This window comes from Ornithinimicrobium sp. INDO-MA30-4, assembly GCF_021535045.1.
Taxonomy (GTDB): domain Bacteria; phylum Actinomycetota; class Actinomycetes; order Actinomycetales; family Dermatophilaceae; genus Ornithinicoccus.
Genome location: NZ_CP091056.1, coordinates 1,783,641 through 1,807,525, shown reverse-complemented (window position 1 = coordinate 1,807,525; position 23,885 = coordinate 1,783,641). Strand labels below are relative to the sequence as shown.

Here is a 23,885-nt window from a genome sequence, read left to right as displayed (position 1 = left end):
GTCAGACGACGCCGTAGAGGCGGTCGCCCGCGTCGCCCAGGCCAGGCACGATGTAGCCGTTTTCGTTCAGGCGTTCATCGACAGCGCCGGTGACCAGCGTGATCGGTGGGGTGATGTCTTTGACCTTTTCTTGCAGCGCCTCGAGGCCCTCGGGGGCAGCGAGCAACGTGATGACGGTGATGTCATCGGCGCCCAACTCGACGAGGTAGTGGATCGCCGCCGCGAGTGTTCCGCCCGTGGCCAGCATCGGGTCCAGAACGTAGCACTGGCGCTTGTCGAGGTCGTTGGGCAGGCGATGCGCATACGTGGTGGCCTCGAAGGTCTCCTCGTTGCGCTCCATGCCCAGGAAGCCAACCTCGGCGGTGGGCACCATGCGCATCATGCCGTCGAGCATGCCCAGACCGGCACGCAAGATCGGGACGACGAGCGGCCAGGGGGTGGCCAACTTGATGCCGGTGGCCGGGGCGACGGGAGTCTCGATTTCGCGAGGGGAGACGCGGACGTCGCGCGTGGCTTCGTAGGCAAGCAGCGTGACCAACTCATCGGTCAAACGGCGAAACGTGGGGGTGTCGGTCCCCTTATCCCGCAAATAGGTCAGTTTGTGGTTGATCAATGGGTGGTCTACAACGTGGACGCGCATACTGCGAAACTTACCGTGTGAGCGACTCCGAAACAGCCCCCGCCCCAGATTGGACCTGCCTGGTTGGGCCCAGCAGGGGTATGACGTGAGCATCGGCTCCGCTTTGCAGGTCGCCCGCCAGGCGCTCGCGTCGGGGGACGTGCCGATCGGGGCTGTAGTGGCTGGGCCGGATGGGGCCGTTGTGGGGCAGGGGCGAAATGTTCGCGAGGAAGCCCATGACCCGACCGGCCATGCCGAAATTGTGGCTCTGCGTGCGGCTGGCGAAGCCTTGGGTCGTTGGCGACTGGATGGCTGCACGTTGGTCGTCACGCTGGAGCCCTGTGTCATGTGCGCTGGGGCCATCGTGGCTGCTCGGCTCGATCGCGTCGTCTTTGGCGCTTTTGATGACAAGGCGGGCGCGACGGGGTCGGTGTGGGACCTGACCCGGGACTCAGCCGCGCTGCACCAAGTCGAGGTTGTTGGCGGCATACGGGCTGATGAGTGTGCTGCATTGCTGGCCGATTTTTTTAAGGAGCGCCGACTCAGGTAATGTCTCCCGCGGTGGCGTGTCCGAGCGGCCGAAGGTGCAACACTCGAAATGTTGTGTGGGTTTGCGCCCACCGTGGGTTCAAATCCCACCGCCACCGCCAAGTCTGAACAAGACTTTGAAAGCCCCTCATCCATTTGGGTGGGGGGCTTTCGCGTTGCTTGGGCTTCATATTTCTCGTCACGACAGGATTTCATTTAGGCGTTCAACTCGCTCCAGTTTGAGGGGCCATTGGCGTTGCCTTAAGGTATCCCGGGGGCCACGTGCGAAAACGTTCAGGCCGACCACATCAATCGTCGAATGAGATCGGGAAATACTGTGAGCGAATTAGGTCAACTCGTGCCAGCCGGACAGCCAAGCGGGACATATCGCGTCAACATCCACGGAGTGGAGCACGGGCCTTTCCCGATCCAGCATGTGCGGGACTTGGCGCGCCGCGGCGAGCTTTCGTCAGGTGACCCGGTCAGCTACGCCGGCCAGGCTTGGATCCCAGCCTCTAGCGCGCCGGGGATCTTTTCTGACAAGACGTATGTCGCTTCCATCCTGCTCTCGCTGTTCCTCGGTGGGTTTGGTGTCGACCGCTTCTATCTGGGCTACACAGGTCTGGGCGTTGCCAAGCTCTTGCTCAACTGGATGACCTTGGGGATTTGGGCATTGGTTGACTTCATCCTGATCGTGCTGCGCAAGGTGCCGGACTCGCAGGGCCGCCCACTGGCCTAGCCCGCCTAGCATTCGATCAAACGCGAAAGACCCCTCGCTCGAGGGGTCTTTCGCATTGCTTTGACAAGCCTCGCCTCACGAAGAGAAGCCTCACCACGCTGGCGAATGGGGCTCATCAGGAGGACTCTGGCTTCATGAGCGACGCACCGCACGAAGAGCATGGCAACAACGCCCGCACCTTGAACTGGCTACGTGCCGGAGTGCTGGGTGCCAACGACGGGATCATCTCCACCGCCGGATTGGTCATCGGTGTGGCTGCTGCAACCACCGACCGCACGGCGATCTTCACTGCGGGTATGGCTGGCTTGGTGGCCGGCGCGATGTCGATGGCCGTTGGTGAGTATGTCTCGGTCAGCACTCAGCGAGACAGCGAGAAAGCCCAACTAGCGTTGGAGAAGCGTGAATTGGCAGAAATGCCCGAGCAAGAACTGGTCGAGTTGGCGCAGATCTATGAAGGCAAGGGCCTGGAGCCCGAGTTAGCTCAAGAAGTAGCCGTGGCCCTGACTGAGCGCGACGCGCTCGCCGCCCATGCTGATGCCGAGTTGGGCATTGACCCGGATGAACTCACCAACCCCTGGCATGCCGCCTGGGCTTCATTGATTGCCTTCACGCTCGGCGCGCTCTTGCCGTTGCTAGCGATCGTCTTGCCGCCAGAGTCTTGGCGGGTCGGCGTCACTGGGGTCTCAGTGCTCTTAGCGCTGTTGCTGACCGGCTGGATTAGCTCAGGCTTGGGACGCTCGCCGCGAGGGCCAGCGATTGTCCGCAACGTGCTGGGTGGGTTCATCGCGATGGTCGTCACGTATGGCATCGGTGCGTTGGTTGGGACCCAGATTTAGGCCGATTGCATAGGCTGAGCGCATGAGACGACTACTCGCGGCGGCGACGCTGGTTGCCGCGTCCCTGTCTGTGACAGCCCCGCGCAAGCATCCTGCGTCGGGCCAGAGCTGACGGCGGTGCCCGATGCCGAGTCAGACGGCGAATCGTATGTCGTGTCCGGCGCTTACTTTGGTGACAACTGTTACGACACGTCAGAGCCACCAGAAGGCGAAGGCACGTTGGGCAATCCTGCCCAAGACATCGACATCTTTCTTGTTGAGCCGGGCGGCGATGACGGCCCGCTGGTAGCCAACGGTTGGGCGGATGGCGACTATGCTTTCAGCATCGTGCTCCCTGCGTCCGACATTGAGGGCACGGTGACAGTGCTGGCTAAAGCCGAAGGCATCGAGGTCTCCACGCCGCTTGTGATGAGCGAAGGGGACGGCTCGTTCATGCCGGCCGAATTGCCGCCACTGGCGTCCTTTGGTCAACCCGATCTGACCGCCAATGAGGCTGACTCTTCGATCCTGACACCGGTGCTGTGGGGCGCTGTCGGGGTTGCTGGCCTGGCCTTGGTCGTCCTCATCGTTCGGCGTCGACGAAGTAGCTAGCGGCCAAACATTTTGGCGAAAAGCCCTTACTGGTGTCAGCCTGGTGGCCCTCGCAACGCTGGGCGCGGGGGACGCCCTTCATGACCTGGTCAACATGCTGGCCGCAACCAGCCCACGTCGTATTGCCGCATTGCTTGCAGTCCACTTGACGGCACATATTCGCTCCTCGTTGATCCGCGCATACCCAATGGGGTATGTCTGTTGTTGCCACCACTATTACCCCTGGGGTATGATCGTCAAGTCGAAACACGCGGTGGACCGCGCCGTTCCCAAGCACGATCCGGCATCAGGAGAAAACATGGCTGCGCTCAACGAAGACGACATGACGCCTGTCCTCAACCGCCTGCGCCGCGCTCAGGGCCAACTCGGTGGTGTCATCAGACTCATTGAGGAAGGGCGCGACTGCAAGGACGTCGTCATGCAATTGGCTGCGGTCAACAAGGCCCTCGATAAGGCGGGCTTTGCGATCGTGTCCTCGGGGATGCGCGATTGTCTGACTGCCGAGAACGAACTCTCCGACGAAGATCTCGCGACGATGGAAAAGCTCTTTCTCAGCCTGGCTTAACCGCGAGCAATCGCCGCCGCGGCGATGGCCTCAAGGTCCTTCGTCATCGCCTTGGACGTCATCTTCATGCCCAGTTTGCCCATCGTGTTCGTGAGCACCTTTTTGAGGCCCTTTGCTCGGGTGCCTTGGAGCTGAAACTCATCGACAGGGTGGTCACCGTGCCAGCCTCGTTTGGCGTCAACTCAAAAACAGTGCGATAGGTGACGTCCCCGTTGACTGCCTCAACGACGGTCTTGCGGAAGGGTCGTTGTCCACGACCTCCATCTCCTCGCTGCCTTCCATCCCCATCATCTTGCGGGTTTCTCGCCAGCGGGTGCCCACGCCATACGCGCCATTGGTGAGCACTTCGATTTTGGTGATGTCTTCGACGACGCCAGCAAACTTGTCCAACTCAGTCAGGACATACCAAACGTTCTCGGGACGGCTGGGGATGGTGCGGGTTAAGTGCAGCGATTCGCCGGGCATGGGACAGGCTCCTGGGTTTTGCGGTTCACGGGGTAGTCACACCAGCGGCAGCGCTTAGCGATCGCGGGATTTGGCTCCCCGAAGGTTGTCGGATCGCTGATCGCAGCCAAGGCTTCGATGCCGTCCACGATTCGCGGACCCGGGCGGGCGTAAGAGGCGTTGGCATCGACGGCCCACACCTGAGGTGCTTCACCGTCCCAACTATCGAGGATGGTGCCCAACTCACCGGCCAACAATTCCTCAGTCAGCGCTACCGACGTGGGCAATTCAAAGCCGCACGGTGCGACCACGATGATCTCGGGCCGGGAGGCCACGATGGCATCCCAGGTGGTGCGCACTGATTTTTCGCCGGCGTCTCCGATCACGCTGCGGGCTCCGGCGATCTCGACCATCTCAGGCACCCAATGGCCCGGCGCAAACGGCGGATCGCTCCACTCCAGCACGGCGACGCGGGCGGCGTTGTTGGTCGGTGTGCCAGGCAGCGCGGCAAGCCGCTCACGCAACGAGGCGACCAAGTCGCTAGCCCCTGTGCGTGGCCTGTCTGCGCACCGATGCGCTCAATGCTGGCCAAGATTTCTTCGACGGTATGCGGGTCGGTCGTCAGCACTTCTGCCGTGCACCCCAAGAAGTCCAGGGCGTCATGCACTTCGCTGACATCGACGGCGCACACTGCGCAGAGGTCCTGCGTGACGATGAGATCCGCGTTGAGTTGTAGGAGCGCGTCGCGGTCGAGGTGATAGAGATCCTCACCGGCGGCCAACTTTTCACTGACAGCCGCGTCGATTTCGGCGGGGGTGGGCTGATAGCCATCACGGGCCGTCGGCAGCGAACTCGTCGAGACGATGGCCGCAGTCTCGCGAGCATGACTGGGCTCGTCGCACTCAAGGTCACGCCAACGACATCGTCACCGGCGCCCACGGCATACAAGATCTCTGTGGCTGAGGGCAGGAGGAAACGATGCGCATGTGACCTCAAGGGTCAAAGCTATTCGGTGGCTGAGGCGTCTTCGGTTGACTCAAGCTCGGGGAACTCGGTGAAGTCCTGGCCCAAGACGAGGTCAATCTCGCTGCCGGTGCGGGCGTCCTCGACGATCTCGGCGTCGGGCACCTGCTCTTGCAGGTATTCAGCAGCCTCGGCGCCACCAGTGCCGTACCGAATACGAGCGCCACCCTCAACGGTTTCGTTCTCCGGGTCATTTGCCACATTGACGACGTTGTAGCCACGTGCTTCGAGCGCATCGGAGGTGCGGCCGGCCAAGCCGGGGACGCCGGTCGAGTTATAAACGTTGACCGTGATGTCAGTTGGGCCGAAGGTCGGTCCGGCGGAGGTAGCGGCCGCAGTGTCGCCGGTGCTGTCGTCCCCACCGATCCACCCTTGGTTAAAGCTAAAGGCGATGAGCAGCGCAAGCACCAAGAACAGCAGGAGACCAGACATCACCAGCGCCGAACGGCGGCGTCGTCTGCGAGCTGCGGTGGACATGCCACCCGTGCGTACGTAAGCCATGTCTCTAGGTTATCGCTGGCTGCTCGGGGTCCAGGACGAGGACACGCCCGTGCACGACCGGTCGGCCACCAAGAGCCGCACGAAGGGCACGGTGCAAACCGTCTTCCAGGTATAAATCGCCCTTCCACTCAACAACGTGGCAAAAGATGTCGCCATAGAAGGTGGAGTCTTGAGACAGCAGGGCGCGCAGGTCGAGATTCGACTTGGTCGTGATGAGCTCTTCGAGCCGGATCATCCGCGGCGCCAGGTGAGCCCAGTCCTTGGGGTCATCGAGGTTATGGGAGGGTATGGCTTGCCCTCGCCGACGCCCTTAAAGATCACGCTCGCGACTATACGCGTTCACTGCGTGTGTCGGTGGGTTCAACTATGGTCGTGGTTGTGAGCGACGAAGCTAAGCAGACACAGATCGAAGCCATCACCCAGGGCTACACCTTTGAGGCGCCCAGCATTACCTTGGGCGCTGCCATTAAAGATGGCGAGTCGGTGCCTGAGGCGGTCGTCCGATTGCCGCTGGGCTCGATGAACCGACATGGGTTGGTGGCCGGCGCGACTGGAACCGGCAAGACGGTCACGTTGCAGTTGATGGCTGAGCAGTTGTCCGTGGCTGGCGTGCCAGTGTTCTTGGCCGACGTCAAGGGCGATTTGTCCGGCCTGGCCACCGAAAGCCCTGGCCACGCAAAGATTGATTCGCGTATGACGGGTCTCGCGCAAGAGTGGGCGGCCACCGCATACCCGGTGGAGTTTTTGAGCTTGGGCGATTCCGGTGGCGGCGTGCCGGTGCGCGCCACAGTCTCCTCGTTTGGGCCGATCCTGTTGAGCAAGGTTTTGGGGCTAAACGACACTCAAGAGTCGAGCCTGGGCCTGGTGTTCCACTACGCCGACAAGAATGGTCTGCCGCTGCTGGACCTCAAAGACCTGCAAGCCGTGGTCCAGCACCTGTTGTCTGATGAGGGCAAGGCTGATCTGAAGGGCTTGGGTGGTTTGGCTACTTCGACCGCCGGTGTGATCTTGCGTGAGTTGATCACCTTCTCCTCTCAGGGGGCTGAGAGCTTTTTGGTGAGCCAGAGTTTGATGCCGAAGATTTGTTGCGCGTTAGCGACGATGGCCTCGGCGTGATCTCCTGCCTCGAGTTGCCAACCGTGCGCGACAAGCCGGTCGTCTTTTCAACGTTCTTGATGTGGTTGTTGGCCGAGCTTTTCCAGGAGTTGCCGGAGGTCGGCGACCCTGACAAGCCCAGTTGGTCTTTTCTTTGACGAGGCGCACCTGCTCTTTAACGACGCGTCGAAGGCGTTCTTGGACGCGGTTGAGCAGGCCGTGCGACTTATCCGCTCTAAGGGTGTCGGTGTCTTCTTTGTTACCCAGACGCCGAGCGACGTGCCTGAGGGCGTGTTGGGGCAGTTGGGCAATCGGGTGCAGCACGCTCTGCGCGCCTTTACGCCAGGGGATGCCAAGGCGCTGAAGGCAACCGTGTCGACCTTCCCGATGAGTGAATACGACTTGAAGAAGCGCTAACCCAACTCGGCACTGGTGAGGCCGTGGTGACCGTGCTGTCGGAGCGCGGAGCGCCAACGCCCGTTGCGTGGACCATGCTGCGCGCGCCGCAGTCAAAGATGGGCCCTCTGATCCAGCGCTGATCGAATCAACCATTGAAGGCTCACCGCTGGCGCCGAAATACTCCGAAGCGCTGGACCGCGAGAGTGCCTACGAGAAGTTGACGACCAAGCTAGCCAAGGGCGCCGAGGCTGCCGATGCGCCTAAGGCTGATGGCGCCGACGTTGACGCCGAGTTGGAGCGGGCCGCCAAGAACGGCGATTGGGCAGAGACTGCGCCGTCGAAGCCCAAGGCTGCGCCTAAGCCGGAGAAGGATGAGCCATCCATGTTGGAGGCTGCCCTCGGCAACTCAGCGGTGAAGTCGATGCTGCGTTCAGCCGGGACCGTGTTGGGCCGCGAAATCACCCGTTCGCTGTTTGGCACCGCGCGTCGTCGCTAAGAGTCGTCGCTAAGGCGTGAGGTAGACCTGCCACGCAGAACGCCCGGCTACTCGCAAGGAGTAGCCGGGCGTTCTGGGAGGTGGAAGCTCCCTTGGGCGGAGGATGGGGATTCGAACCCCCGAGGGTTTTATCCCAACGCGATTTCCAATCGCGCGCACTAGGCCACTATGCGAATCCTCCGCAGCGAAGATTACCCGAGTGCTGCCCCGTGTCGAAATCGAGCCCTTCTCTGCAAGCCAATGCAGGCGTAGTGTTCGCGCATCATCGACGTTGAACGACGAGATCGGAGTTGAGATGCCGGGTAGCAAGGTCGCCGTCATTGGCGCAGGAGCGATGGGTGCCGCCACCGCCTGGCAGCTGACCGCGAGGGGGCATGATGTTGTCGTCTTTGAGCAGTTTGAACGACTGCACGACAGAGGCAGTTCACACGGGAGCGCACGGGTGTTTCGCCTGGCTTATCCGACCGCGCCGTGGGTTCAATTCGCGATCGAAGCGCTGACGCTGTGGCGTGATCTCGAGGGGGACGCCGGTGTGTCTTTGCTGGACCAGTTTGGTGCCCTGGACCACGGCATACCTGAATGCACGCAGTCGATTTCGGACACGCTGAGTGCGGCTGGTGTCAGCCATGAAGTGTTGTCTCAAGAGGCCGCTCAAGAGCGATTCCCTGGCATGAAGATCGATGGACAGGCGGTCTTTCACCCCAAGGTGGCGGAGTCAACGCCACCGCGACCGTTAACTCGCTGCTGACCGTGGCTGAAAGTCGGGGCGCGGACTTCAGGAGCGCGAGCCTGTTGAGCATCTGACGATCAAGTCGGACAGCGTCGTCGTGCACACCGCCAATGGTTCCGCGGAGTTTGATCGCGTGGTGGTGACCGCTGGCTCGTGGGTGCAAAAGCTGATCGGCAGCTCAGTCGACATCGGCTCCACGGTCGTGACGCAGGAGCAGCCCGCCACCTTCCAACCAACCATCGATGTCGACTGGCCAGCCTTCATCCACTACGCGCCGGGTCCGCCCAAGACGAACACGCTGATCGACCCGGTCTCGCACTACGGCCTGCCGACTCCCGAGGGTGGCTTCAAGATCGGTGAGCACCACACCGGCATCATCGTCGACCCAGATCAGCGGCCCGATGGCGCCGACCCCGCGCGGCTAGCCCGACTGCAAGAGCATGTGCAGGAGTGGTTCCCCGGCTTGGATAGCGCGTCGGCTGCCGTCGAAACCTGCCTCTACACAACAACGCCATCGACCGACTTCATCATTGAGGCGCACGGGCCAGTCATTGTCGGTGGCGGGTTTTCTGGTCACGGCTTTAAGTTCGTGCCCAGAGTCGGGGCCGCCCTCGCAGATCTCGTTGAGGGCAAGCCCGCGCCGCGGTTCCACTAGCAACACTCGCGTTGCGGCGAGCCGCTGAGTTTTAACTCCAGGGGCGACTCTGCCTAGAATGAGCGAAGGCCCCCATGTGGTGGTACCTCACTGAACTCCCCAGGGCAGGAATGCAGCAAGGGCAGGTGAGCTCTTCCAGGTACGTGGGGGGCCGCCTTATGCCCAAAAGCCGACGCGCATGGGTCTTGCTGGGTGGCGCCGGGCCTAGAGTGGCACCAATCCAATTAGTCGCCGCCACTTGGGAGCCCAACATACCCGTACCGTCTGAGCTTGGTGCTCGTCATCAGCAATTCGCCGAATCGTTCGCGGTCATCGTTGATGGCGTTGAGGATTGGGACGCGCAAACCCCAGTGGCCGAGTGGAACGCCCGTGGCGTCGTCGCTCACTTGGTTGGTTGGCTGCCCGGCGTGCTGGCTGCCTATGCCGATGTGGTCCTCAAAGATGCGCCCGACGTGCGAGTTGACCCCGCAGCGGCTTGGGACGCACGTGCCGCCGATGTGCAGCGGATTTTGATGACGCAGAGACGGCCGAGCGCACCCTAGATAAGGGACCCTTTGCAGGTCAGACGGTTGCTGAGTTGCTAGACCGGATCTACACGGCCGACCTGTTTATGCATACCTGGGATTTAGCCCGGGCGAGTGGCCAAGAGCCCAACTTGATGCTGACTATTGCGCGCAGATGTTGGCGGGCATGGAGCCGATGGCCGAGATGCTGCAGTCGTCGGGCCAATATGGCGAAAGTGTCGACGTCGCCGAAGACGCTGATGCCCAAGACAAGTTGATGGCCTTTGTCGGCCGCGATCCGCTGTTTCGCCCTGGCTCTGGCCGCGAGCGCTGAGCGAAACGGCAGCCGTTCGCAGAAATGCTCGGCGTTCGCATGTTTGGACACGCGAACACCGAGCATTAGTGCGAATCGCACTTTACCCGGGGCTGGGAGTTGGGGGGGCTGGGGGCTGGGTACCTTGGGCCTGGGGCAAAGAAGGCTAGCTAGGGCAGGAGCAGGGTCTTAATCGCCTGACGCTCATCCATGGCTGCATAACCCTCGGCGACCTGCGCCAGCGGCAGCGTCAGGTCAAAGACCTTCCCGGGGTCAATCTCGCCAGCGAGCACGTCATCCCGCAACTGCTCCAGGTATGCGCGGGCTGGGGCCACACCGCCGGCAATGTTGAGGTTGCGGCCGAACATCTTGCCAATCGGCAACTCGACATCGTGTGGCACACCGACATAGCCAACAAAGCCGCCGGGGCGAAGCACGCGGAAAGCGGTCTCCATCGACTCACGTGTGCCGACGCACTCCAACACAGCATCAGCGCCGACACTATCGGTCAATTCCTTGACCTTGGCCACGCCCTCATCGCCGCGCTCGGCGACAATATCGGTCGCGCCAAACTCGGTGGCAACCTTCTGGCGGGATTCGTGTCGAGACATCGCGATGATCCGCTCGGCACCGAGGCGCTTGGCTGCCAAAACGCCGCACAAGCCAACAGCGCCATCGCCGACAACGACGACGGTCATGCCTGGCTGCACTCGAGCGGACACGGCTGCGTGATAGCCGGTGCCCATCACGTCGCTGAGTGCCAGCATTGATGCCAGCTGGGAGTCTTCGGGCACCTCGGGAGTAGCCACGAGGGTGCCGTCGGCCAGCGGCACCCGGACATACTCACCTTGTCCGCCGTCAGCGAGGGCGCCATCGCGGTTGGGCTGACCCCACGCGCCGATGTGGTTGCAAGCCGAGGTGATGCCGGCCTGGCAATGCGGGCAGGTGTTGTCACTGATCGTGAACGGCGCAATGACGAAGTCGCCCACCTTGAGCGTCGACACCTGCGAGCCAGTCTCTTCGACGATGCCGACGAACTCGTGGCCGATCCGAGTCGGCTCCTTGATTTCGTTGATGCCACGGTAAGGCCACAGGTCAGAGCCACAGACACAACTTGCGGTCACCCGCACGATCGCATCGGTTGGGGTGTGCAGGGTCGGGTCGGGGACATCTTCGAGTCGGATGTCGCGGGTCGCGTGGAGAACTGTTGCCTTCATGGCGTCATCCTCGCATTTGGTGCTGAGTGACAAGATGGCGGGAGCGCGATTGAATTGCGCGAGAACTCATCGCAGAGAAGAGGACAGTCATGGCTTTGCACGTTGGCTCTGAAGTAGGTCGACTCCGTCAGGTGATTGTTCACCGTCCGGGTCTAGAAATGGACCGGTTGACTCCGTCGAACAAGGACCAGTACCTCTTCGACGAAATTTTGTGGCTGGAACAAGCCCAGCGCGAGCACGACGGATTCGTGAAGGTGATGGAAGACCGTGGGGTCGTCGTCCACCACTTCGACACTTTGCTGCGCGAAACCATCGCGATCCCCGAAGCACGCCAGAAGGTCATTGAGCTCTCGTTGGACAGCCGGATGGTTGGCCCGTTGGCCGCAGATGCCATGCGGGCCATGGTTGACGCGATGAGCAACGAAGAGCTGACCACCTATCTGATCGCGGGCATCACCAAGGGCGAGGTGCTGGAGCGCATCGGCAACCCGCACTCGATGTTGATCGATGGCTTGGCCGACCACGAGTCGCTGATGGCCCCGCTGCCCAATCACCTCTTTACCCGTGACACCTCCGCCTGGGTTTATGGCGGCGTCACCGTCAACTCCATGCACAAAAGGCACGTCGCCGCGAGACGGTGCACTACGAGGCGATCTACACCTACCACCCGATGTTTGCCAACGCAGGTATGTCGTGGTGGGACCACGGTCTTGAGGCTGGACCCGCGACGGCTGAGGGCGGCGACATTTTGGTGCCCGGCAACGGCATGGTGCTGATTGGTTTGTCTGAGCGCACGACAGCGCAAGGCGTTGAGCGGCTGGCCGGCAACATGCTCAAGACCGGCGAAATCGAGCAGATTATTGCGGTCGACATGCCCAAGGTTCGCTCGGCGATGCACCTCGACACCGTCATGACGATGGTCGACCAGGAGAGCTTCACCCGCTACAGCGAGTTGCCTGACCTGCGGTCGTGGACACTGCGCGCCGGCGAAGAAAAGAACGGCCAGTTGCGAGTCGACGTGCAGGCCAACCCGGCCGAGCAGATGGAGCAGGTCATCGCTCGCGGTCTGGGCCTGGACAAGTTGCGCATCCTGACCGCTGACCAAGACCCCAGCGCTGCCGCCCGTGAGCAGTGGGATGACGCTTGCAACGCTCTGGCGTTGGAGCCTGGTGTCGTCGTCGCCTACGAGCGCAACACCGTCACCAACAACTACCTGCGCGAGCAGGGCGTTGAGGTCATCGAGATCGAAGGTAGCGAGCTCGGCCGTGGCCGTGGTGGCCCCCGCTGCATGTCCTGCCCGATCGAGCGCGACCCGCTGAACTGAGCACATGCCGCCACGTCGACGGATAAAGCCCGACGAAGGGGCCAGCGCCCTGGGCCGATACGCCGCTGGCGAGCAAGACAAACAGGTGATCGCGACAGCCGTTCGCTACACCCTGGAAGAGTTGATGACCCGAGCGCCTGGCCGCTCGGTCGAGGTGCGGGTGCCGCCCTTCGGTGCTGTTCAATGCATCGAAGGGCCCACGCATACCCGAGGCACGCCGCCCAACGTTGTCGAGACCGACGCGGCGACCTGGCTGGGCTTGGTCACCGGCCAAACTGACTGGACGCAGGCTCGCGACCAGGGGCAATTCGGGCCAGCGGCAACCGCGCCGACTTAGACGACTATTTGCCCTCTTCGAGACGAAAGCCTGATCCAGTGCGCTACGGAATCTGCATCCTGCCCGAATACACCTGGTCAGAGGCCAAGCCGCTATGGCAAGAAGCGCAGGAGCGCGGCTTCGATCACGCGTGGACATACGACCACCCGGTGTGGGGCGGCCTGCCTGATTCGCCGTGGCACTCAACCGTCGCCACCCTGACGGCGGCCGCGATGGTCACCGACACCATTAAACTCGGCACCTTCGTCGCCTCACCCAACTTCCGGCACCCACCACGTTTGCCCGAGACATCATCACCCTCGATGACATCAGCGGCGGACGAATGCTGATCGGCCTCGGCGCCGGTGGTGACCGAGACTCACAAATCTTGGGGGCAACACATACCCGGGGCGAACGCACGAGGCGGTTCGCTGAGTTCACTGAACTGCTCGATCGCATCCTCACCACCGATCACGTCGACTTTGCCGGTGAGTTCTTCTCGACCGTCGATGCCCGCAACGCCCCGGGCTGCGTCCAACAGCCCCGCGTCCCCTTCGTGATGGCCGCCAACGGGCCCAAAGCGATGGCGCTCGCAGCACGCTACGGCACAGGTTGGTTGACCACAGGGCCGCCAATGGTCGGTCTCGGCGAGTCGCTCGACCTCGGTGATCGCAGCACGCAAGAGACCTGGTGGCAAGGCGTGGCTGCGTTGAGCGAGCGCTTCGGTGAAACACTAGACAAGGCCGTCGAGCAGGGCAGCCGCACGAGCGCGGATCTGCCAGATCGTCTCCTCGCCCTCGACGCAGCAGGCATCCCGGCTCTTTCCAGCCCGGACTTCTTTGCCGAGCAGGTCGGCCGGGCTGCTGACCTGGGCTTTACCGATGTGATCGTGCATTGGCCACGCAACTCCTCGCCATACCGGGCAGATCCTGACGTGCTTGACCGGATCACCCTGCAGCCCTGACGCAGGCTCGGCGTAGGCTAGAGCCGTGAGCAATAACAATCAGGTGCGACGTCCCAAACTGGTGCCCTTCTTGATCAGCGGCGGCGTGATTGGCCTCGTGCTCGGCGTCGCCTTCTCCATCTTTGGCCCAGCCTCCGGCGTCGCGTCAGCCGGTCAAGAGAACGTCATCTTTATGTTCATCGGCGCAATTGTTGGTGGATTTGTCGGGGCCCTGGCCTTCTTGGTCGCGGAGTGGACCACTCTGCGCTGAGGTTGCTCTCACGCACGTCACTGGCCCTGCGATCTATGGGACACTGAGTTAGTGGCCCGACCTGATGGACGCTTAAATCACGACCTGCTTCCGGACGAATCACTGCCCCAAGATGCCTGTGGTGTCTTTGGGGTGTGGGCGCCCGGTGATGAGGTCGCCAAACTCACCTATTTTGGCCTGTATGCGCTGCAGCACCGCGGCCAAGAGGCCGCCGGTATCGCTACCAGCGACGGCGAATCACTGCGCGTCTACAAAGACGTTGGCCTCGTAGCCCAAGTCTTTGACGAGTCCAGCCTTTCTTCGCTGCAGGGACACCTGGCTGTGGGGCACTGCCGCTACTCCACGACCGGGCGCAACTCCTGGGAGAACGCTCAGCCGACGCTCGGTGGCACCACCGATGGCACGGTCGCTCTGGCACACAACGGCAACCTGACGAACACGGCTGAGTTGCGCGACAAGCTTGGTGAATTGTTAGGCGGTGACTTCCGCTCGGCTCCCGGTGAGCTCAAGCGCGGCAACACCACCGACACCGCTGTTGTCACCGGCCTGTTGACGGCCAACCCCGAGTTGAGCCTCGAAGACGCCGCTCTGGAGGTCTTGCCCATGCTACGCGGCGCCTTCTCGCTGGTCTTTGCGACGAAACGACCGTGTACGCCGCGCGAGACCCACAGGGGGTGCGACCGTTGGTGTTGGGCCGTCTCGAGAACGGCTGGGTTGTCGCCTCCGAAAGCGCTGGCCTCGATATTGTCGGCGCTAGCTTTGTCCGCGAAGTCGAGCCGGGCGAATTGATCGCGATCGACGAAGAGGGTCTGCGCAGCAGCCGATTCGCCGAGGCTAAGCGCAAATCGTGTGTCTTTGAATATGTCTATCTGGCTCGTCCAGACACTTCGTTGGCTGGCCGCTCGGTCTATGAGTCCCGCGTCGAGATGGGCCGCCGACTGGCTCGCGAACACCCGGTCGAAGCCGACATGGTCATGCCGACGCCTGAGTCGGGCACCCCGGCAGCCATTGGTTATGCCGAAGAATCAGGCATCCCGTATGGCTCTGGCCTGGTGAAGAACGCCTATGTCGGTCGGACCTTCATCGCGCCGAATCAGACGATTCGCCAACTGGGCATCCGCCTCAAACTCAACCCGCTGCGTGAAGTCATCCGCGGCAAGCGCATCGTGGTGGTCGACGACTCGATCGTGCGCGGCAATACGCAGCGTGCCTTGGTGCGGATGCTGCGCGAAGCCGGGGCAGCCGAGATCCATGTGCGCATTTCATCCCCGCCGGTGCGCTGGCCCTGCTTCTATGGGATCGACTTTGCATCGCGGGCCGAGTTGATCGCGACTGGCCTCAACCCCGAAGAGATTCGGGCCATCTTGGGCTCTGACTCATTGGGATACATCAGCGAAAAGTCGATGGTCGAAGCCACCAACCAGCCTGCAGACAATCTGTGCACGGCCTGCTTCTCCGGGGTCTATCCAATCCCGCTGGAGTCTGAGCCTCGGCGCGGCAAAGATGTGCTGGAGTTGGAGTTCCCGCCGGCAGTTGAGCCACCGCGACCCGGCTCACCCGTCGACATCGACAATGTGCCGATTAGCGCGGGCAGTGGCGGGGCCGACGCGGTCCGACGCCCCTGACCTCGCATACCTTTGACACGAACACCCTTAGACCAGGACGGTTCCTGATGACTGACCAACCGATTACCTATGCCTCTGCTGGCGTCGACGTCGAAGCGGAGATCGCGCCGTCGATCTGATGAAGGAATCGGTGAAGCGGGCCCAACGACCTGAGGTGCTGGGCGGTCTAGGCGGCTTCGCTGGCATGTTCGATGCCTCAGCACTGAAGGGCATGGAGCGACCGGTGTTGGCCACCTCAACCGATGGCGTGGGCACTAAGGTCGCCATCGCGCAGGCCATGGGTGTGCACGACACGATCGGCATTGACCTGGTGGGCATGGTTGTCGACGACATCGTCGTGTGGCGCAGAGCCATTGTTTATGACCGACTACATCGCCTGCGGCAAGGTGGTCCCGGAGCGGATCGCGGCCGTGGTGCGGGGCATTGCCCGAGGTTGCCACCTGGCTGGCGTCGCTCTCGTCGGCGGCGAAACTGCTGAGCACCCCGGACTGCTGGACCCGGAGGAGTATGACGTGGCTGGCGCTGCGACGGGTGTCGTTGAGTATGACAAGGTGCTAGGGCCGCAGCGGGTGCGCGCAGGGGACGCTGTCATTGCGCTGGCTTCATCTGGGCTGCACTCCAACGGTTACTCACTGGTTCGCCGGGTCATCGCTGCCCAGGGGCTGAGCTGGGATGCGGAGATCCCTGAGTTTGGCCGGACTTTGGGTGAGGAGGCCCTGGTGCCAACCAGGATTTACACCAAGATGCTCCTAGACATGATCGCTACCGACGGCATCGATATCCATGCACTTTCACACGTCACCGGTGGCGGGCTAGCGGCCAACCTGGCACGTGTGCTGCCCGCTGGCCTGACAGCTTCGGTGGAGCGCAAGACATGGACCCCACCAGCCGTATTCTCTTCAGTGCAGCAGTGGGGCCAGGTGCCGCGCGAAGACCTGGAGCGAACACTCAACATGGGTGTCGGCTTCGTCGCGGTGCTGCCAGCCGAACAGGCTGACGCGGCCGTGCGGCGCAGTGAGGTCTTGGGCGTTCCAGCGTGGGTGCTGGGCGAAGTCAGCGATGGCGCACCTGAGATGACCGATGGAGAAGACGTGGTCCAGGGCGCCAAGGGTGTCGATGGCGGAGCCGTGCGCATGGTGGGCGACTACGCCTCCTAGCCACGGTCAGGCAAAATGCGACCGAGGCGCTAATTCAGCGCTTCAACCTCGGGTTCAGGGCCAACGAGGAGCACCAAACTTGTGCCATTCCCGGGCTGATAGCTGGTCTCCCAGACCAGGCCATCCCGCTCACCGCGCAAAGCGCGTCCAGGGACTGATTCCCGTGCCCGGGTGTCGGCGAGAACGATGCCCGAGGATGGGTTCTTCAGCGTCACCCGGAGGACTGCAGATGATGGGTCTTCGATCTGACTAGGGATCGAAACAGGCTCGGTGCCCTTGAGCCCCTCCACCTGCTGACCGTCAACGAGGACTTCGATCGTGGCGGGAACCTGCCCTGGTCGGCAGTTAGCGTTTTCGATCGCAGGAGTGACTGATCAATGCCGGGTTTGGCGCTACAGCGCCAGGCGTCGATTTCGACGGTGGAGGACCGTGTCAGCGCCCAGACTCCGACAGCAAGCAGGGCGATCACCAAGGCCATGATCCCGAGCGAGCGCCATGTTTGGCGACGCAAGGAAGAGGCGGTGTCGCCCTGATGCTGTTGAGGGTATGACGTCAACGGCCATCCGCGGCCCAAGAGCCGGGGGTGTCCTCATCGTCGTCATACGCGCTGTAGCGGTACTCGTCGTCGTCTTCCTCGACAGGTTCCGGAGAACTTGCCGCAACGTACGTCGGTCCGCCTTCACCCGAGCGTAGCTCGCGTTCCAGTGCGGTGAGGTCGGTCTCGGGACTGTAATACTTCAGTTTCCGAGCGACTTTCGTTTGCTTGGCTTTAGCCCGGCCGCGCCCCATGGCGTGACCCCTCGTGCGTCTGCCGGTGCAGCACCGCTAGCCCGCCTTGCGAACTAATCGCTAAGACCGACCCGCGCAGCTGGCCCGGGAATGTAATTTCTTCGTGGTCCTTACGGTACATGAGTCAAAGGGATGCCGTGGAACCGCGGCGCGGATTATCGCCGGGAAGCGGCTCGCCACCCGACGCCACCCAGTGCTGCGAGGGCGCCGCCCAGCACGAACCAGACCCAGATCGGCGTTCCTTCGCCGTCTTGGCTATTTTCCGGGACGACGGCCGCGTCACTGTTGGCCGTTGCTGGGGCCAAATCGTCGGTCGCGGTAGCCAATTCTTCATCCGCAGCGGGTGCGCTAGTCGCTGGTGCAACCTCCGTGGTCGCCTCTGCTTCGCCCTGGGCGGCGATGCCAGCGTCTTCAACTGTGTAGCCGAATGCACCCGAGATCGGATGGCCATCTTGGGACGTCACTCGCCAAACAACCTCATAGTCACCGGGAGGTGTGTCGGTGGAGATAGCCTGCACGACTTCGGTGCCGCGGACCTCAGGCGCGCCTTCGACGATGTCGTCGAGTCCACCGGTGAGGACAACTTCGGCTCCTATGTCAGCGATCTCGCCCGAGAAACTCAACGTGATCTCGCTGGGCGCGTCTGCTACCTCGGCGCCGTCGGCTGGCGTCGTGCCCAGCAGTTCGTCATGAGCGCTCGCCGGCACGGCCAATGGCGCGATGCTCAGCGCTAGGGCGGTCAGTGCGGCAGCGAGGGTCTTGCGAACAGAAATCGTCATGACCCCAGTTTAGGACTGAAGCGGCTGCGGCCATAGCGCGCGCCGCGGATAGTCTGCCTCCATGAGCGATGTATACATGACGGTGGCTGGACCGGTCACTGTGCAGACAGAGGAGAAACGCTCAGTATTTGAGGCCTGGGTGCGGCGGGTCAGCACTGAAAGCGAAGCCAAAGCCGTCATTGAAGAGGCACGGGCAACGCATCCGGGCGCAGGGCATCACTGCTGGGCCTACTTGGTCGGGCCAGGCCGCGAGATTTACCGCTCCAGCGACGACGGCGAGTCCGGGGGCACCGCTGGTCTGCCTATGCAAGAGGTCCTGCAGGAAGCCCCTACACCGATGTCGTGGCCGTGGTGACGCGCTGGTTTGGTGGGGTGCTGCTGGGCTCAGGAGGGCTGGTGCGCGCATACTCCGGGGCAGTGCGGGCGGCGTTGGATGAAGTGCAGCCATTAATCCGCGAGCGGGTGCAACTGGCCACAGCAGAGGTGGGGCATGACGTCGCTGGTCGGCTCGAGCACGATTTGCGGGCGCGTGGGATTGAGGTCCGCGATGTTGAGTACGGCGCCGGCGTTCGCTTCCAGACAGCAATCAGCCCCGCAGATCTTGAGGCAGCCAACGGATTGTTGGCGGCCATGACCGGCGGGGCGCAAGCGTGGGAGTTTGGTGAGACCGAATGGGTCGATCAGAAGCCTGACTCAGTGGGCTTGGGGTAGTACTTCGCGTACTTGCGGAACTGGTTAGCCCGGATCGCGTAGGTGTAGGCGCGACGCTTGAGGGTGTCCCGGTTGACCATGGGGTGGAAGACACCCTTGCGGGCGACTCGCTTGACCAGGGCCCTCATCTCCGGGTTGAGGTAGCGGCGCAGCAGCACCATCGGGACCACCGAATACAGGATTTCGTTGCGGACAACGACCTGCTCCATCGGGCGTTCCTCGATCAAGTCAGCGGTGATGAACTCGGCGACATTGGCGCCGGCCGCCGTCACGTAGTAGTTGTTTCGGCCGATCCGCGGGTTGACCTCAAAGAATTTACCCACGCCATCACGAGGGTCAACCTTGACGTCGAAGTTGGCGAAGCCGCGGTAGTTGACGTGCTTGAGCAGTCGCTCAGCCTGAGCCATCAGGTCCGGGTAGGGCGTGGTGATCATCGCGGCAGGGTTGCCGATCGCCAGTGGCGTGTGCTCCTGCAGCAGGACCTGTGCGGTGGCGAGCAGGGTGACTTCGCCACGCTGATCCACGTATGCAGTGATCGAGCGCATGGCGGTGTCGTCACCGGGGATGAGCTCTTGGACGACAAAACGGTTGCGGTAGCCACCGTCGCGGACCTGGTGGAAGATCTGCACGAGCTCTTCGGGGTCTCGACCTCGTAGATCTTCTTCTTGCCCTCGAAGCGCAGACCTTCAAACTCGCCACCCACGGCGGGCTTGGCGACGACCGGAAAGGTCAGGTCGACATCCTTGATTTCCCAATCGGGGCTGTCGGCATTGGCGAAGTCCTGGATCAGGGTGCGCGGGGTGGGGATGTCCAACTCGTCGCAAACCCGGCCGAACTCGATCTTGTCGGCCACGATGTCCAGCACGTCGTTGTTGATCGCGGTGACCACGAACCACTGAGACAGAAACTCTTCGTTGTCGGTGACCATCCGGGCAAAGCCATCGGAGTTGTACATCAATAGCGTCTTGCGGCCAGCAGCCTTGCGCTTCTCGCCTTGGCGTTGGATCTCGGCGAGGGTGTCTGCCCGCTCAGCCTGCTCGCCGATCTCGATGGTGTCGATGAACGAGGAGTTTTTGACCGGTCCGGCGACCACCTTGGCGATCAGCGTGGACGACATGCCGTAGCGCTCGTGGAAAGCGCGGGCCAGAGCGTACATACCGATGTCCGTCCCCAACAGGACTAAGTCAAAGTCGGGGTCGATCAGCGCGTTGCTCATATTTCTCCTGTGTGCCGGGTAAAGGACCTTCCACAACCCTACGGCAGCACGGGGGCCAGGTCTCTAGACTCTGGGTGTGAAGCGCCACACGATTACCTCTGTCGTGGCCGCCGTTCTTGTCGCGGCAGCCACCTCGGGTTGCCTGCGCCCTGAAGGTGTCGTGACCCCTGCGCCGGGGCGGCCCACTGTCGGGGAGCCCGCGTCTGGCCCAGGCGCGGAGCCGGAGCCGGAGCCATCGGCTCCAGCCTTGGACGAGGAGCTCGTCCAAGCAGAAGTGACACTGGCCGAGGCAGACGGCTTTATCAGCAGCGCCAACGCAGCCCTCGAGAGCGGTGATGATGCGCAGTGGGACACGTTGCTGTTTGTCGAGGGCGATGACTGGCACCAACAAGACGCCTGGTTTGACGGAGTGCAAGACGTCCCGATGAGCGAGCGGCGCTTTGACCTGATGAGCTCGTCAGCCGGAGATGACGGTGATTGGCGCGTCGAGTTCGTGCACCAAATCGACGGTGCTGACCGGGTGCCGGTGGTCGAGTCATATCGATTCACCCTGGGCAAAACGAGCGCGGGAGACGTGGGGATCACCGAGGTTGACGGCTTCGGTCGGGCTTATCCGCAACTCTGGGACATCGGTGCCATCGAGGTCGTCGTGGCTGACTCAACAGTGGTGCTGCATCAGGCTGACGCGGACATTAGCGATCAATTGCTGGCGGAGATCGACAAGGCGTCGGCGTTGACCCTGGAGCAATGGCCGGTGCCCGAGGTGGACACGATGGTGGTGGGGCTAGCTCCAACCGAGCAGATGACGGTGTTGTTCGGCGGCGATGACGTGGAGGCGGCGGGCTTCATGTCGCCGATTCAAACCGCCGAGCGTGAGGATGTCGGCGTGGGGCGGGTCGTGCTTGACCTGCCTTACAGCGTCAATGAACTGCGCTACTACGACCAAGTTGATGCTGGCTTGCCGTTGATGAGGCACGAGGGGCTGCACCTTGGCGCTGCAGTTGCAGACGGGCTTTTGCGGGGGCCCGAGTGGGCGATCGAGGGCTTGCCGACGTGGTGGGAAGGAGTCGATGACGAAGCAGTCGCCACCGACCTCTTCGACTATTCGGAGTACTCCAGCCGGATTAGCGGGCTCGAGCCGGCCTGGCCGCCAGCCGACGACAGCGAGTTTTTCAACGGGGACGACGAGGCTATCGATCGGTACTACACGGACTCGGCCCTCGTGTTTGCCTACATCGCGCAGACCTATGGCGAGCAAGCTGCGGTCGACCTCGGCAGCGAACTGAATGATGCTTCCGGTAGCACCGGTGAAGCGACAGAAATCGCTGTTCAGGAGTATTTGGGGATCTCTGCCGCACAACTTCAAGCTGATTGGGAAGCGTGGGCAGAAGAACTGGCCAAATAGGTCGGTGCCGGGGGTAGTGCCCACGTCCTTGCAGGGCTAGGGTTCGGGATGCAGGCGGGGCGCCAAGGGGCTCCCCGGTGTCTTGAAGGTGGGAGCAGTTCATGGAAGCAATGGAGCCGGTCTATAGCGCGGGGGTGCTGCTGACGATTGCTGCTGCAGCGGTTGCCTTCCTGCTCTTCCTAATCATCAAACTCAAGATGCACGCGTTCGTTGCCTTGGTCTTGGTCAGCTTCATCACGGCGATCGTCGCTGGCATCCCGTTGGCCGATATCCCTTCGGTCGCGGTGGGTGCCTTTGGCAGCACGCTGGGATCGGTTGCGTTGCTGGTTGGTCTGGGCGCCATGATCGGCCGCATCTTGGAAGTCACGGGTGGCGCACAGGTCTTGGCCGACACCCTGATCAGCAGGTTCGGCGAGAAGCGAGCGCCGTTTGCGCTCGGCATCGCTGCGTTGCTCTTTGGTCTGCCGATCTTTTTTGATGCAGGCCTCGTCGTCTTCTTGCCGATTATCTTCTCCGTAGCCCGCAAGTTTGGTGGCTCGGTGTTGCTCTACGGTCTGCCGACCGCTGGTGCGTTCGCTGCGATGCACGCCATCGTGCCGCCGCACCCCGGCCCGGTCACGGCTGTCACTGAGTTGGGCGGCAGCGTTGGCCTGACGCTGCTGGTTGGTCTGCCGGTGGCGTTTGTTGCTTGGTATGTCGGTGTCTACTTGGTGACTACCGCATACGCCGGCAAGGTGTTTGTCCCGATCAAGAGCCTGGTGAACGCAGCCACTGGTGGTGGCGCGGGCGGGAGTGGCGACAGCGACAGCGAAGAAGCCGAAGTCGTGCCGCCTAGCTTTGGCAGTGTGTTGGCAATCTTGCTGCTGCCCTGGTGCTGATTGCGATGAACACGACCCTGACGACATTGCGCACGACGGGTGCTGTTGCTGAAGAGGGAGGCCTCGTCGACTTCTTGATCTTGCTAGGCCAGACGCCGGTGGCCCTGCTCATCACCTTGCTGGTGGCGACTTACACCTTGGGCATCAAGGGCCGCTCGCTGGAGACGATTGAGAAGTTGCTTAACGACTCACTGGCGCCCATTTGCGCGATCATTTTGATCACTGGTGCTGGTGGCATGTTCGGTGGCGTGCTGCGTCACTCGGGTATTGGTGGGGCACTCGCAGACAGCCTGTCGGACCTGGGCTTGCCACTCGTCGTGTCGGCCTTCTTGATCGCGACGGTGCTGCGTGTGGCTCAGGGCTCGGCGACTGTCGCGCTGACGACGACGGCCGGATTGCTCTCCACGGGTGTTGCGGCAGCTGACCTCTCTGACCTCAAGATCGTCCCGCTGGTGCTGGCCATCGCCGCTGGCGCGACCGTGCTGAGCCACGTGAACGACTCCGGATTCTGGCTCGTCAGCCGATTCTTTGGGATGGATGTGAAGACGACCTTGAAGACGTGGACCGTCATTGAAACCACGTTGGGTCTGGCTGTGTTCGTGATCGCCCTCGGCCTTTGGTGGTGCTGCCATGAGTGATCAGCCGGTCACCCCGCAACGTCCCGACCCGCCTATCCACATCGTGGTGATGGGAGTGTCCGGCTGTGGCAAGAGCACGGTCGGTGTCCGAATCGCCGAGCGCCTGGGCTGGGAGTATGGCGAAGGCGATGACTTTCATCCCCGGGCCAATGTCGACAAGATGGCCAGCGGTCGACCTCTGCAAGATGAGGACCGTTGGCCCTGGCTTCACCTATTGGCTGACTGGACCAAGGAGCGAGGCGAACGCGGTGAGTCCACCGTTTTGTCGTGTTCGTCGCTCAAGTGGGCCTACCGCGACATCTTGCGCGGCGGTGGCGAGCGGACGTTCTTTGTGCACCTCGCCGGTGACAAAAACACGCTGATGGCCAGGATGGAAGGCCGTGAGCACTTCATGCCGCCCTCGCTGCTGGAGTCGCAGTTAGACGCACTAGAGCCATTGCGAGACGACGAGTTTGGGATGGTGCAGGACTTCAATAGCCCACCAGATCGGATTGCCCGTGTGGTGGCAGCGGAGTTGGATCTGAGCTAGACAAGGGTCCAAGCCGTCTAGGTATCCTTGTGCACCAGTGGTCCAGGTAT

Annotated in this window: 26 protein-coding genes, 2 tRNA genes, 1 other RNA gene and 7 pseudogenes; 24 read left to right on the top strand and 12 right to left on the bottom strand. The window is 62.3% G+C overall.

Going from position 1 to position 23,885, the window contains the following annotated elements; translation table 11 throughout:
• Position 1 precedes the first annotated feature (1 nt).
• A complete protein-coding gene (gene upp / locus L0A91_RS10680) occupies positions 2 to 640 on the bottom strand; it encodes a uracil phosphoribosyltransferase (protein WP_235244444.1) in 639 nt (212 codons plus the stop codon).
• A gap of 91 nt (positions 641 to 731) precedes the next feature.
• Between upp and tadA the strand changes: the two genes are divergently transcribed.
• The 6 genes from tadA to L0A91_RS10645 all read left to right on the top strand — a co-directional run bounded on the left by tadA (position 732) and on the right by L0A91_RS10645 (position 3,878).
• Positions 732 to 1,169, top strand: a complete 438-nt coding sequence (gene tadA, locus L0A91_RS10675) for a tRNA adenosine(34) deaminase TadA (RefSeq protein ID WP_235246601.1) — start codon at positions 732 to 734, stop codon at positions 1,167 to 1,169.
• A gap of 10 nt (positions 1,170 to 1,179) precedes the next feature.
• Positions 1,180 to 1,269: transfer RNA gene (locus tag L0A91_RS10670), tRNA-Ser, on the top strand.
• 236 nt (positions 1,270 to 1,505) lie between these two features.
• Positions 1,506 to 1,886 carry a TM2 domain-containing protein gene (locus L0A91_RS10665; RefSeq protein WP_235244443.1) on the top strand — a complete coding sequence of 127 codons (381 nt, stop codon included), beginning with the start codon at positions 1,506 to 1,508 and terminating at the stop codon, positions 1,884 to 1,886.
• Between the two features lie 134 nt (positions 1,887 to 2,020).
• Positions 2,021 to 2,722, top strand: coding sequence for a VIT family protein (locus L0A91_RS10660; RefSeq protein WP_235244442.1), 702 nt, complete (start codon positions 2,021 to 2,023; stop codon positions 2,720 to 2,722).
• 117 nt (positions 2,723 to 2,839) lie between these two features.
• The gene (locus L0A91_RS10655; RefSeq protein ID WP_235244441.1) at positions 2,840 to 3,313 is read left to right on the top strand and encodes a hypothetical protein; all 474 of its coding nucleotides are present in this window, start codon (positions 2,840 to 2,842) and stop codon (positions 3,311 to 3,313) included.
• Positions 3,314 to 3,611: 298 nt separating this feature from the next.
• Entirely contained in the window at positions 3,612 to 3,878 is a 267-nt protein-coding gene (locus L0A91_RS10645; RefSeq protein WP_235246600.1) for a metal-sensitive transcriptional regulator, read from the top strand.
• 177 nt (positions 3,879 to 4,055) lie between these two features.
• Here the strand turns inward: L0A91_RS10645 and L0A91_RS10640 are convergent, their stop codons facing one another.
• Positions 4,056 to 4,343: a hypothetical protein gene (locus tag L0A91_RS10640; protein ID WP_235244437.1), complete on the bottom strand. Its 288-nt coding sequence runs from the start codon at positions 4,341 to 4,343 to the stop codon at positions 4,056 to 4,058.
• Positions 4,319 to 4,858, bottom strand: coding sequence for a hypothetical protein (locus L0A91_RS10635; protein WP_235244436.1), 540 nt, complete (start codon positions 4,856 to 4,858; stop codon positions 4,319 to 4,321). The genes L0A91_RS10640 and L0A91_RS10635 overlap by 25 nt, the downstream gene beginning before the upstream one ends.
• 17 nt (positions 4,859 to 4,875) lie before the next feature.
• Between L0A91_RS10635 and L0A91_RS10630 the strand changes: the two genes are divergently transcribed.
• Positions 4,876 to 5,058 (top strand): hypothetical protein, encoded by a 183-nt coding sequence (locus L0A91_RS10630; protein WP_235244435.1) that lies wholly within the window; start codon positions 4,876 to 4,878, stop codon positions 5,056 to 5,058.
• A 269-nt stretch (positions 5,059 to 5,327) separates the two neighbouring features.
• Here L0A91_RS10630 and L0A91_RS10625 read toward each other — a convergent pair whose 3' ends face one another.
• The gene (locus tag L0A91_RS10625; RefSeq protein WP_235244434.1) at positions 5,328 to 5,846 is read right to left on the bottom strand and encodes a LytR C-terminal domain-containing protein; all 519 of its coding nucleotides are present in this window, start codon (positions 5,844 to 5,846) and stop codon (positions 5,328 to 5,330) included.
• 4 nt (positions 5,847 to 5,850) lie between these two features.
• A pseudogene (locus L0A91_RS10620) lies at positions 5,851 to 6,167 on the bottom strand (type II toxin-antitoxin system VapB family antitoxin).
• A 45-nt stretch (positions 6,168 to 6,212) separates the two neighbouring features.
• On the opposite strand from L0A91_RS10620, the pseudogene L0A91_RS10615 reads away from it, so the two are divergent.
• Positions 6,213 to 7,836: pseudogene (locus L0A91_RS10615) on the top strand (helicase HerA-like domain-containing protein).
• Between the two features lie 93 nt (positions 7,837 to 7,929).
• On the opposite strand, the gene L0A91_RS10610 reads toward L0A91_RS10615, so the two are convergent.
• Positions 7,930 to 8,018, bottom strand: a tRNA-Ser gene (locus tag L0A91_RS10610).
• A 113-nt stretch (positions 8,019 to 8,131) separates the two neighbouring features.
• Here L0A91_RS10610 and L0A91_RS17535 point away from each other — a divergent pair.
• From L0A91_RS17535 to L0A91_RS10590, 5 genes are all read left to right on the top strand, one after another.
• Positions 8,132 to 8,584 carry an FAD-dependent oxidoreductase gene (locus tag L0A91_RS17535; RefSeq protein WP_260115195.1) on the top strand — a complete coding sequence of 151 codons (453 nt, stop codon included), beginning with the start codon at positions 8,132 to 8,134 and terminating at the stop codon, positions 8,582 to 8,584.
• A 79-nt stretch (positions 8,585 to 8,663) separates the two neighbouring features.
• On the top strand, positions 8,664 to 9,221 hold the full coding sequence (locus L0A91_RS17530; protein ID WP_260115194.1) for an FAD-dependent oxidoreductase: 558 nt from the start codon (positions 8,664 to 8,666) through the stop codon (positions 9,219 to 9,221).
• 63 nt (positions 9,222 to 9,284) lie between these two features.
• An RNA gene (gene ffs, locus L0A91_RS10600) (signal recognition particle sRNA small type) lies at positions 9,285 to 9,381 on the top strand.
• Between the two features lie 49 nt (positions 9,382 to 9,430).
• A complete protein-coding gene (locus tag L0A91_RS10595; protein ID WP_235244433.1) occupies positions 9,431 to 9,763 on the top strand; it encodes a maleylpyruvate isomerase N-terminal domain-containing protein in 333 nt (110 codons plus the stop codon).
• A 136-nt stretch (positions 9,764 to 9,899) separates the two neighbouring features.
• Complete coding sequence (locus L0A91_RS10590; RefSeq protein ID WP_235244432.1) at positions 9,900 to 10,058, top strand: hypothetical protein; 159 nt, start codon at positions 9,900 to 9,902, stop codon at positions 10,056 to 10,058.
• Positions 10,059 to 10,207: 149 nt separating this feature from the next.
• On the opposite strand, the gene L0A91_RS10585 is transcribed toward L0A91_RS10590, so the two are convergent.
• Positions 10,208 to 11,254, bottom strand: a complete 1,047-nt coding sequence (locus tag L0A91_RS10585; RefSeq protein ID WP_235244431.1) for a zinc-dependent alcohol dehydrogenase family protein — start codon at positions 11,252 to 11,254, stop codon at positions 10,208 to 10,210.
• A gap of 89 nt (positions 11,255 to 11,343) precedes the next feature.
• On the opposite strand from L0A91_RS10585, the pseudogene L0A91_RS19915 reads away from it, so the two are divergent.
• The 6 genes and pseudogenes from L0A91_RS19915 (at position 11,344) to purM (ending at position 16,890) form a co-directional block, all read left to right on the top strand.
• Positions 11,344 to 12,578 (top strand): annotated as a pseudogene (locus tag L0A91_RS19915) (arginine deiminase).
• Between the two features lie 4 nt (positions 12,579 to 12,582).
• Entirely contained in the window at positions 12,583 to 12,915 is a 333-nt protein-coding gene (locus L0A91_RS10570) for a sterol carrier family protein (RefSeq protein ID WP_311197779.1), read from the top strand.
• Positions 12,916 to 12,953: 38 nt separating this feature from the next.
• Positions 12,954 to 13,858: pseudogene (locus L0A91_RS10560) on the top strand (LLM class flavin-dependent oxidoreductase).
• 25 nt (positions 13,859 to 13,883) lie between these two features.
• Positions 13,884 to 14,108: a hypothetical protein gene (locus L0A91_RS10555; RefSeq protein ID WP_235244426.1), complete on the top strand. Its 225-nt coding sequence runs from the start codon at positions 13,884 to 13,886 to the stop codon at positions 14,106 to 14,108.
• Between the two features lie 51 nt (positions 14,109 to 14,159).
• Positions 14,160 to 15,733: pseudogene (gene purF / locus L0A91_RS10550) on the top strand (amidophosphoribosyltransferase).
• A 47-nt stretch (positions 15,734 to 15,780) separates the two neighbouring features.
• Positions 15,781 to 16,890: pseudogene (gene purM / locus L0A91_RS10545) on the top strand (phosphoribosylformylglycinamidine cyclo-ligase).
• 29 nt (positions 16,891 to 16,919) lie between these two features.
• Here purM and L0A91_RS10540 read toward each other — a convergent pair.
• The 3 genes from L0A91_RS10540 to L0A91_RS10530 form a co-directional block, all read right to left on the bottom strand.
• The gene (locus L0A91_RS10540) at positions 16,920 to 17,180 is read right to left on the bottom strand and encodes a hypothetical protein (RefSeq protein ID WP_235244425.1); all 261 of its coding nucleotides are present in this window, start codon (positions 17,178 to 17,180) and stop codon (positions 16,920 to 16,922) included.
• Between the two features lie 262 nt (positions 17,181 to 17,442).
• Positions 17,443 to 17,679 carry a DUF3073 domain-containing protein gene (locus L0A91_RS10535; protein WP_235244424.1) on the bottom strand — a complete coding sequence of 79 codons (237 nt, stop codon included), beginning with the start codon at positions 17,677 to 17,679 and terminating at the stop codon, positions 17,443 to 17,445.
• Between the two features lie 155 nt (positions 17,680 to 17,834).
• On the bottom strand, positions 17,835 to 18,458 hold the full coding sequence (locus L0A91_RS10530) for a copper resistance CopC family protein (RefSeq protein ID WP_235244423.1): 624 nt from the start codon (positions 18,456 to 18,458) through the stop codon (positions 17,835 to 17,837).
• A gap of 61 nt (positions 18,459 to 18,519) precedes the next feature.
• Here L0A91_RS10530 and L0A91_RS10525 point away from each other — a divergent pair, with 61 nt between their 5' ends.
• Both L0A91_RS10525 and L0A91_RS17525 read left to right on the top strand, forming a co-directional pair.
• Positions 18,520 to 18,813 (top strand): YigZ family protein, encoded by a 294-nt coding sequence (locus L0A91_RS10525; protein ID WP_260115193.1) that lies wholly within the window; start codon positions 18,520 to 18,522, stop codon positions 18,811 to 18,813.
• Positions 18,801 to 19,169 (top strand): DUF1949 domain-containing protein, encoded by a 369-nt coding sequence (locus L0A91_RS17525; RefSeq protein WP_260115192.1) that lies wholly within the window; start codon positions 18,801 to 18,803, stop codon positions 19,167 to 19,169. The genes L0A91_RS10525 and L0A91_RS17525 overlap by 13 nt, the downstream gene beginning before the upstream one ends.
• Here L0A91_RS17525 and L0A91_RS10515 read toward each other — a convergent pair.
• Positions 19,139 to 19,714 carry a hypothetical protein gene (locus tag L0A91_RS10515; RefSeq protein WP_235244422.1) on the bottom strand — a complete coding sequence of 192 codons (576 nt, stop codon included), beginning with the start codon at positions 19,712 to 19,714 and terminating at the stop codon, positions 19,139 to 19,141. The genes L0A91_RS17525 and L0A91_RS10515 overlap by 31 nt on opposite strands.
• Positions 19,600 to 20,385 carry a hypothetical protein gene (locus tag L0A91_RS10510; protein ID WP_235244421.1) on the bottom strand — a complete coding sequence of 262 codons (786 nt, stop codon included), beginning with the start codon at positions 20,383 to 20,385 and terminating at the stop codon, positions 19,600 to 19,602. The genes L0A91_RS10515 and L0A91_RS10510 overlap by 115 nt, the downstream gene beginning before the upstream one ends.
• A 76-nt stretch (positions 20,386 to 20,461) precedes the next feature.
• On the opposite strand from L0A91_RS10510, the gene L0A91_RS10505 reads away from it, so the two are divergent.
• The 3 genes and pseudogenes from L0A91_RS10505 (at position 20,462) to L0A91_RS10495 (ending at position 23,835) form a co-directional block, all read left to right on the top strand.
• Positions 20,462 to 21,790 carry a hypothetical protein gene (locus L0A91_RS10505; protein WP_235244420.1) on the top strand — a complete coding sequence of 443 codons (1,329 nt, stop codon included), beginning with the start codon at positions 20,462 to 20,464 and terminating at the stop codon, positions 21,788 to 21,790.
• Positions 21,791 to 21,891: 101 nt separating this feature from the next.
• A pseudogene (locus L0A91_RS10500) lies at positions 21,892 to 23,306 on the top strand (GntP family permease).
• Positions 23,299 to 23,835, top strand: a complete 537-nt coding sequence (locus L0A91_RS10495; protein WP_235244419.1) for a gluconokinase — start codon at positions 23,299 to 23,301, stop codon at positions 23,833 to 23,835. Before L0A91_RS10500 ends, L0A91_RS10495 begins: the two are co-directional and overlap by 8 nt.
• The last annotated feature ends 50 nt before the right edge of the window (positions 23,836 to 23,885 follow it).

Bases quoted from the DNA above. Each gene is read 5' to 3' on its own strand.
- upp (WP_235244444.1), bottom strand. From the start codon at position 640: ATGCGCGTCCACGTTGTAGACCACCCATTGATCAACCACAAACTGACC.
- L0A91_RS10660 (WP_235244442.1), top strand. From the start codon at position 2,021: ATGAGCGACGCACCGCACGAAGAGCATGGCAACAACGCCCGCACCTTG.
- L0A91_RS10645 (WP_235246600.1), top strand. From the start codon at position 3,612: ATGGCTGCGCTCAACGAAGACGACATGACGCCTGTCCTCAACCGCCTG.
- L0A91_RS10640 (WP_235244437.1), bottom strand. From the start codon at position 4,343: ATGCCCGGCGAATCGCTGCACTTAACCCGCACCATCCCCAGCCGTCCC.
- L0A91_RS10625 (WP_235244434.1), bottom strand. From the start codon at position 5,846: ATGGCTTACGTACGCACGGGTGGCATGTCCACCGCAGCTCGCAGACGA.
- L0A91_RS17535 (WP_260115195.1), top strand. From the start codon at position 8,132: ATGCCGGGTAGCAAGGTCGCCGTCATTGGCGCAGGAGCGATGGGTGCC.
- L0A91_RS10590 (WP_235244432.1), top strand. From the start codon at position 9,900: ATGTTGGCGGGCATGGAGCCGATGGCCGAGATGCTGCAGTCGTCGGGC.
- L0A91_RS10585 (WP_235244431.1), bottom strand. From the start codon at position 11,254: ATGAAGGCAACAGTTCTCCACGCGACCCGCGACATCCGACTCGAAGAT.
- L0A91_RS10570 (WP_311197779.1), top strand. From the start codon at position 12,583: ATGCCGCCACGTCGACGGATAAAGCCCGACGAAGGGGCCAGCGCCCTG.
- L0A91_RS10535 (WP_235244424.1), bottom strand. From the start codon at position 17,679: ATGGGGCGCGGCCGGGCTAAAGCCAAGCAAACGAAAGTCGCTCGGAAA.
- L0A91_RS10530 (WP_235244423.1), bottom strand. From the start codon at position 18,458: ATGACGATTTCTGTTCGCAAGACCCTCGCTGCCGCACTGACCGCCCTA.
- L0A91_RS10525 (WP_260115193.1), top strand. From the start codon at position 18,520: ATGAGCGATGTATACATGACGGTGGCTGGACCGGTCACTGTGCAGACA.
- L0A91_RS10515 (WP_235244422.1), bottom strand. From the start codon at position 19,714: ATGCGCTCGATCACTGCATACGTGGATCAGCGTGGCGAAGTCACCCTG.
- L0A91_RS10510 (WP_235244421.1), bottom strand. From the start codon at position 20,385: ATGAGCAACGCGCTGATCGACCCCGACTTTGACTTAGTCCTGTTGGGG.
- L0A91_RS10495 (WP_235244419.1), top strand. From the start codon at position 23,299: ATGAGTGATCAGCCGGTCACCCCGCAACGTCCCGACCCGCCTATCCAC.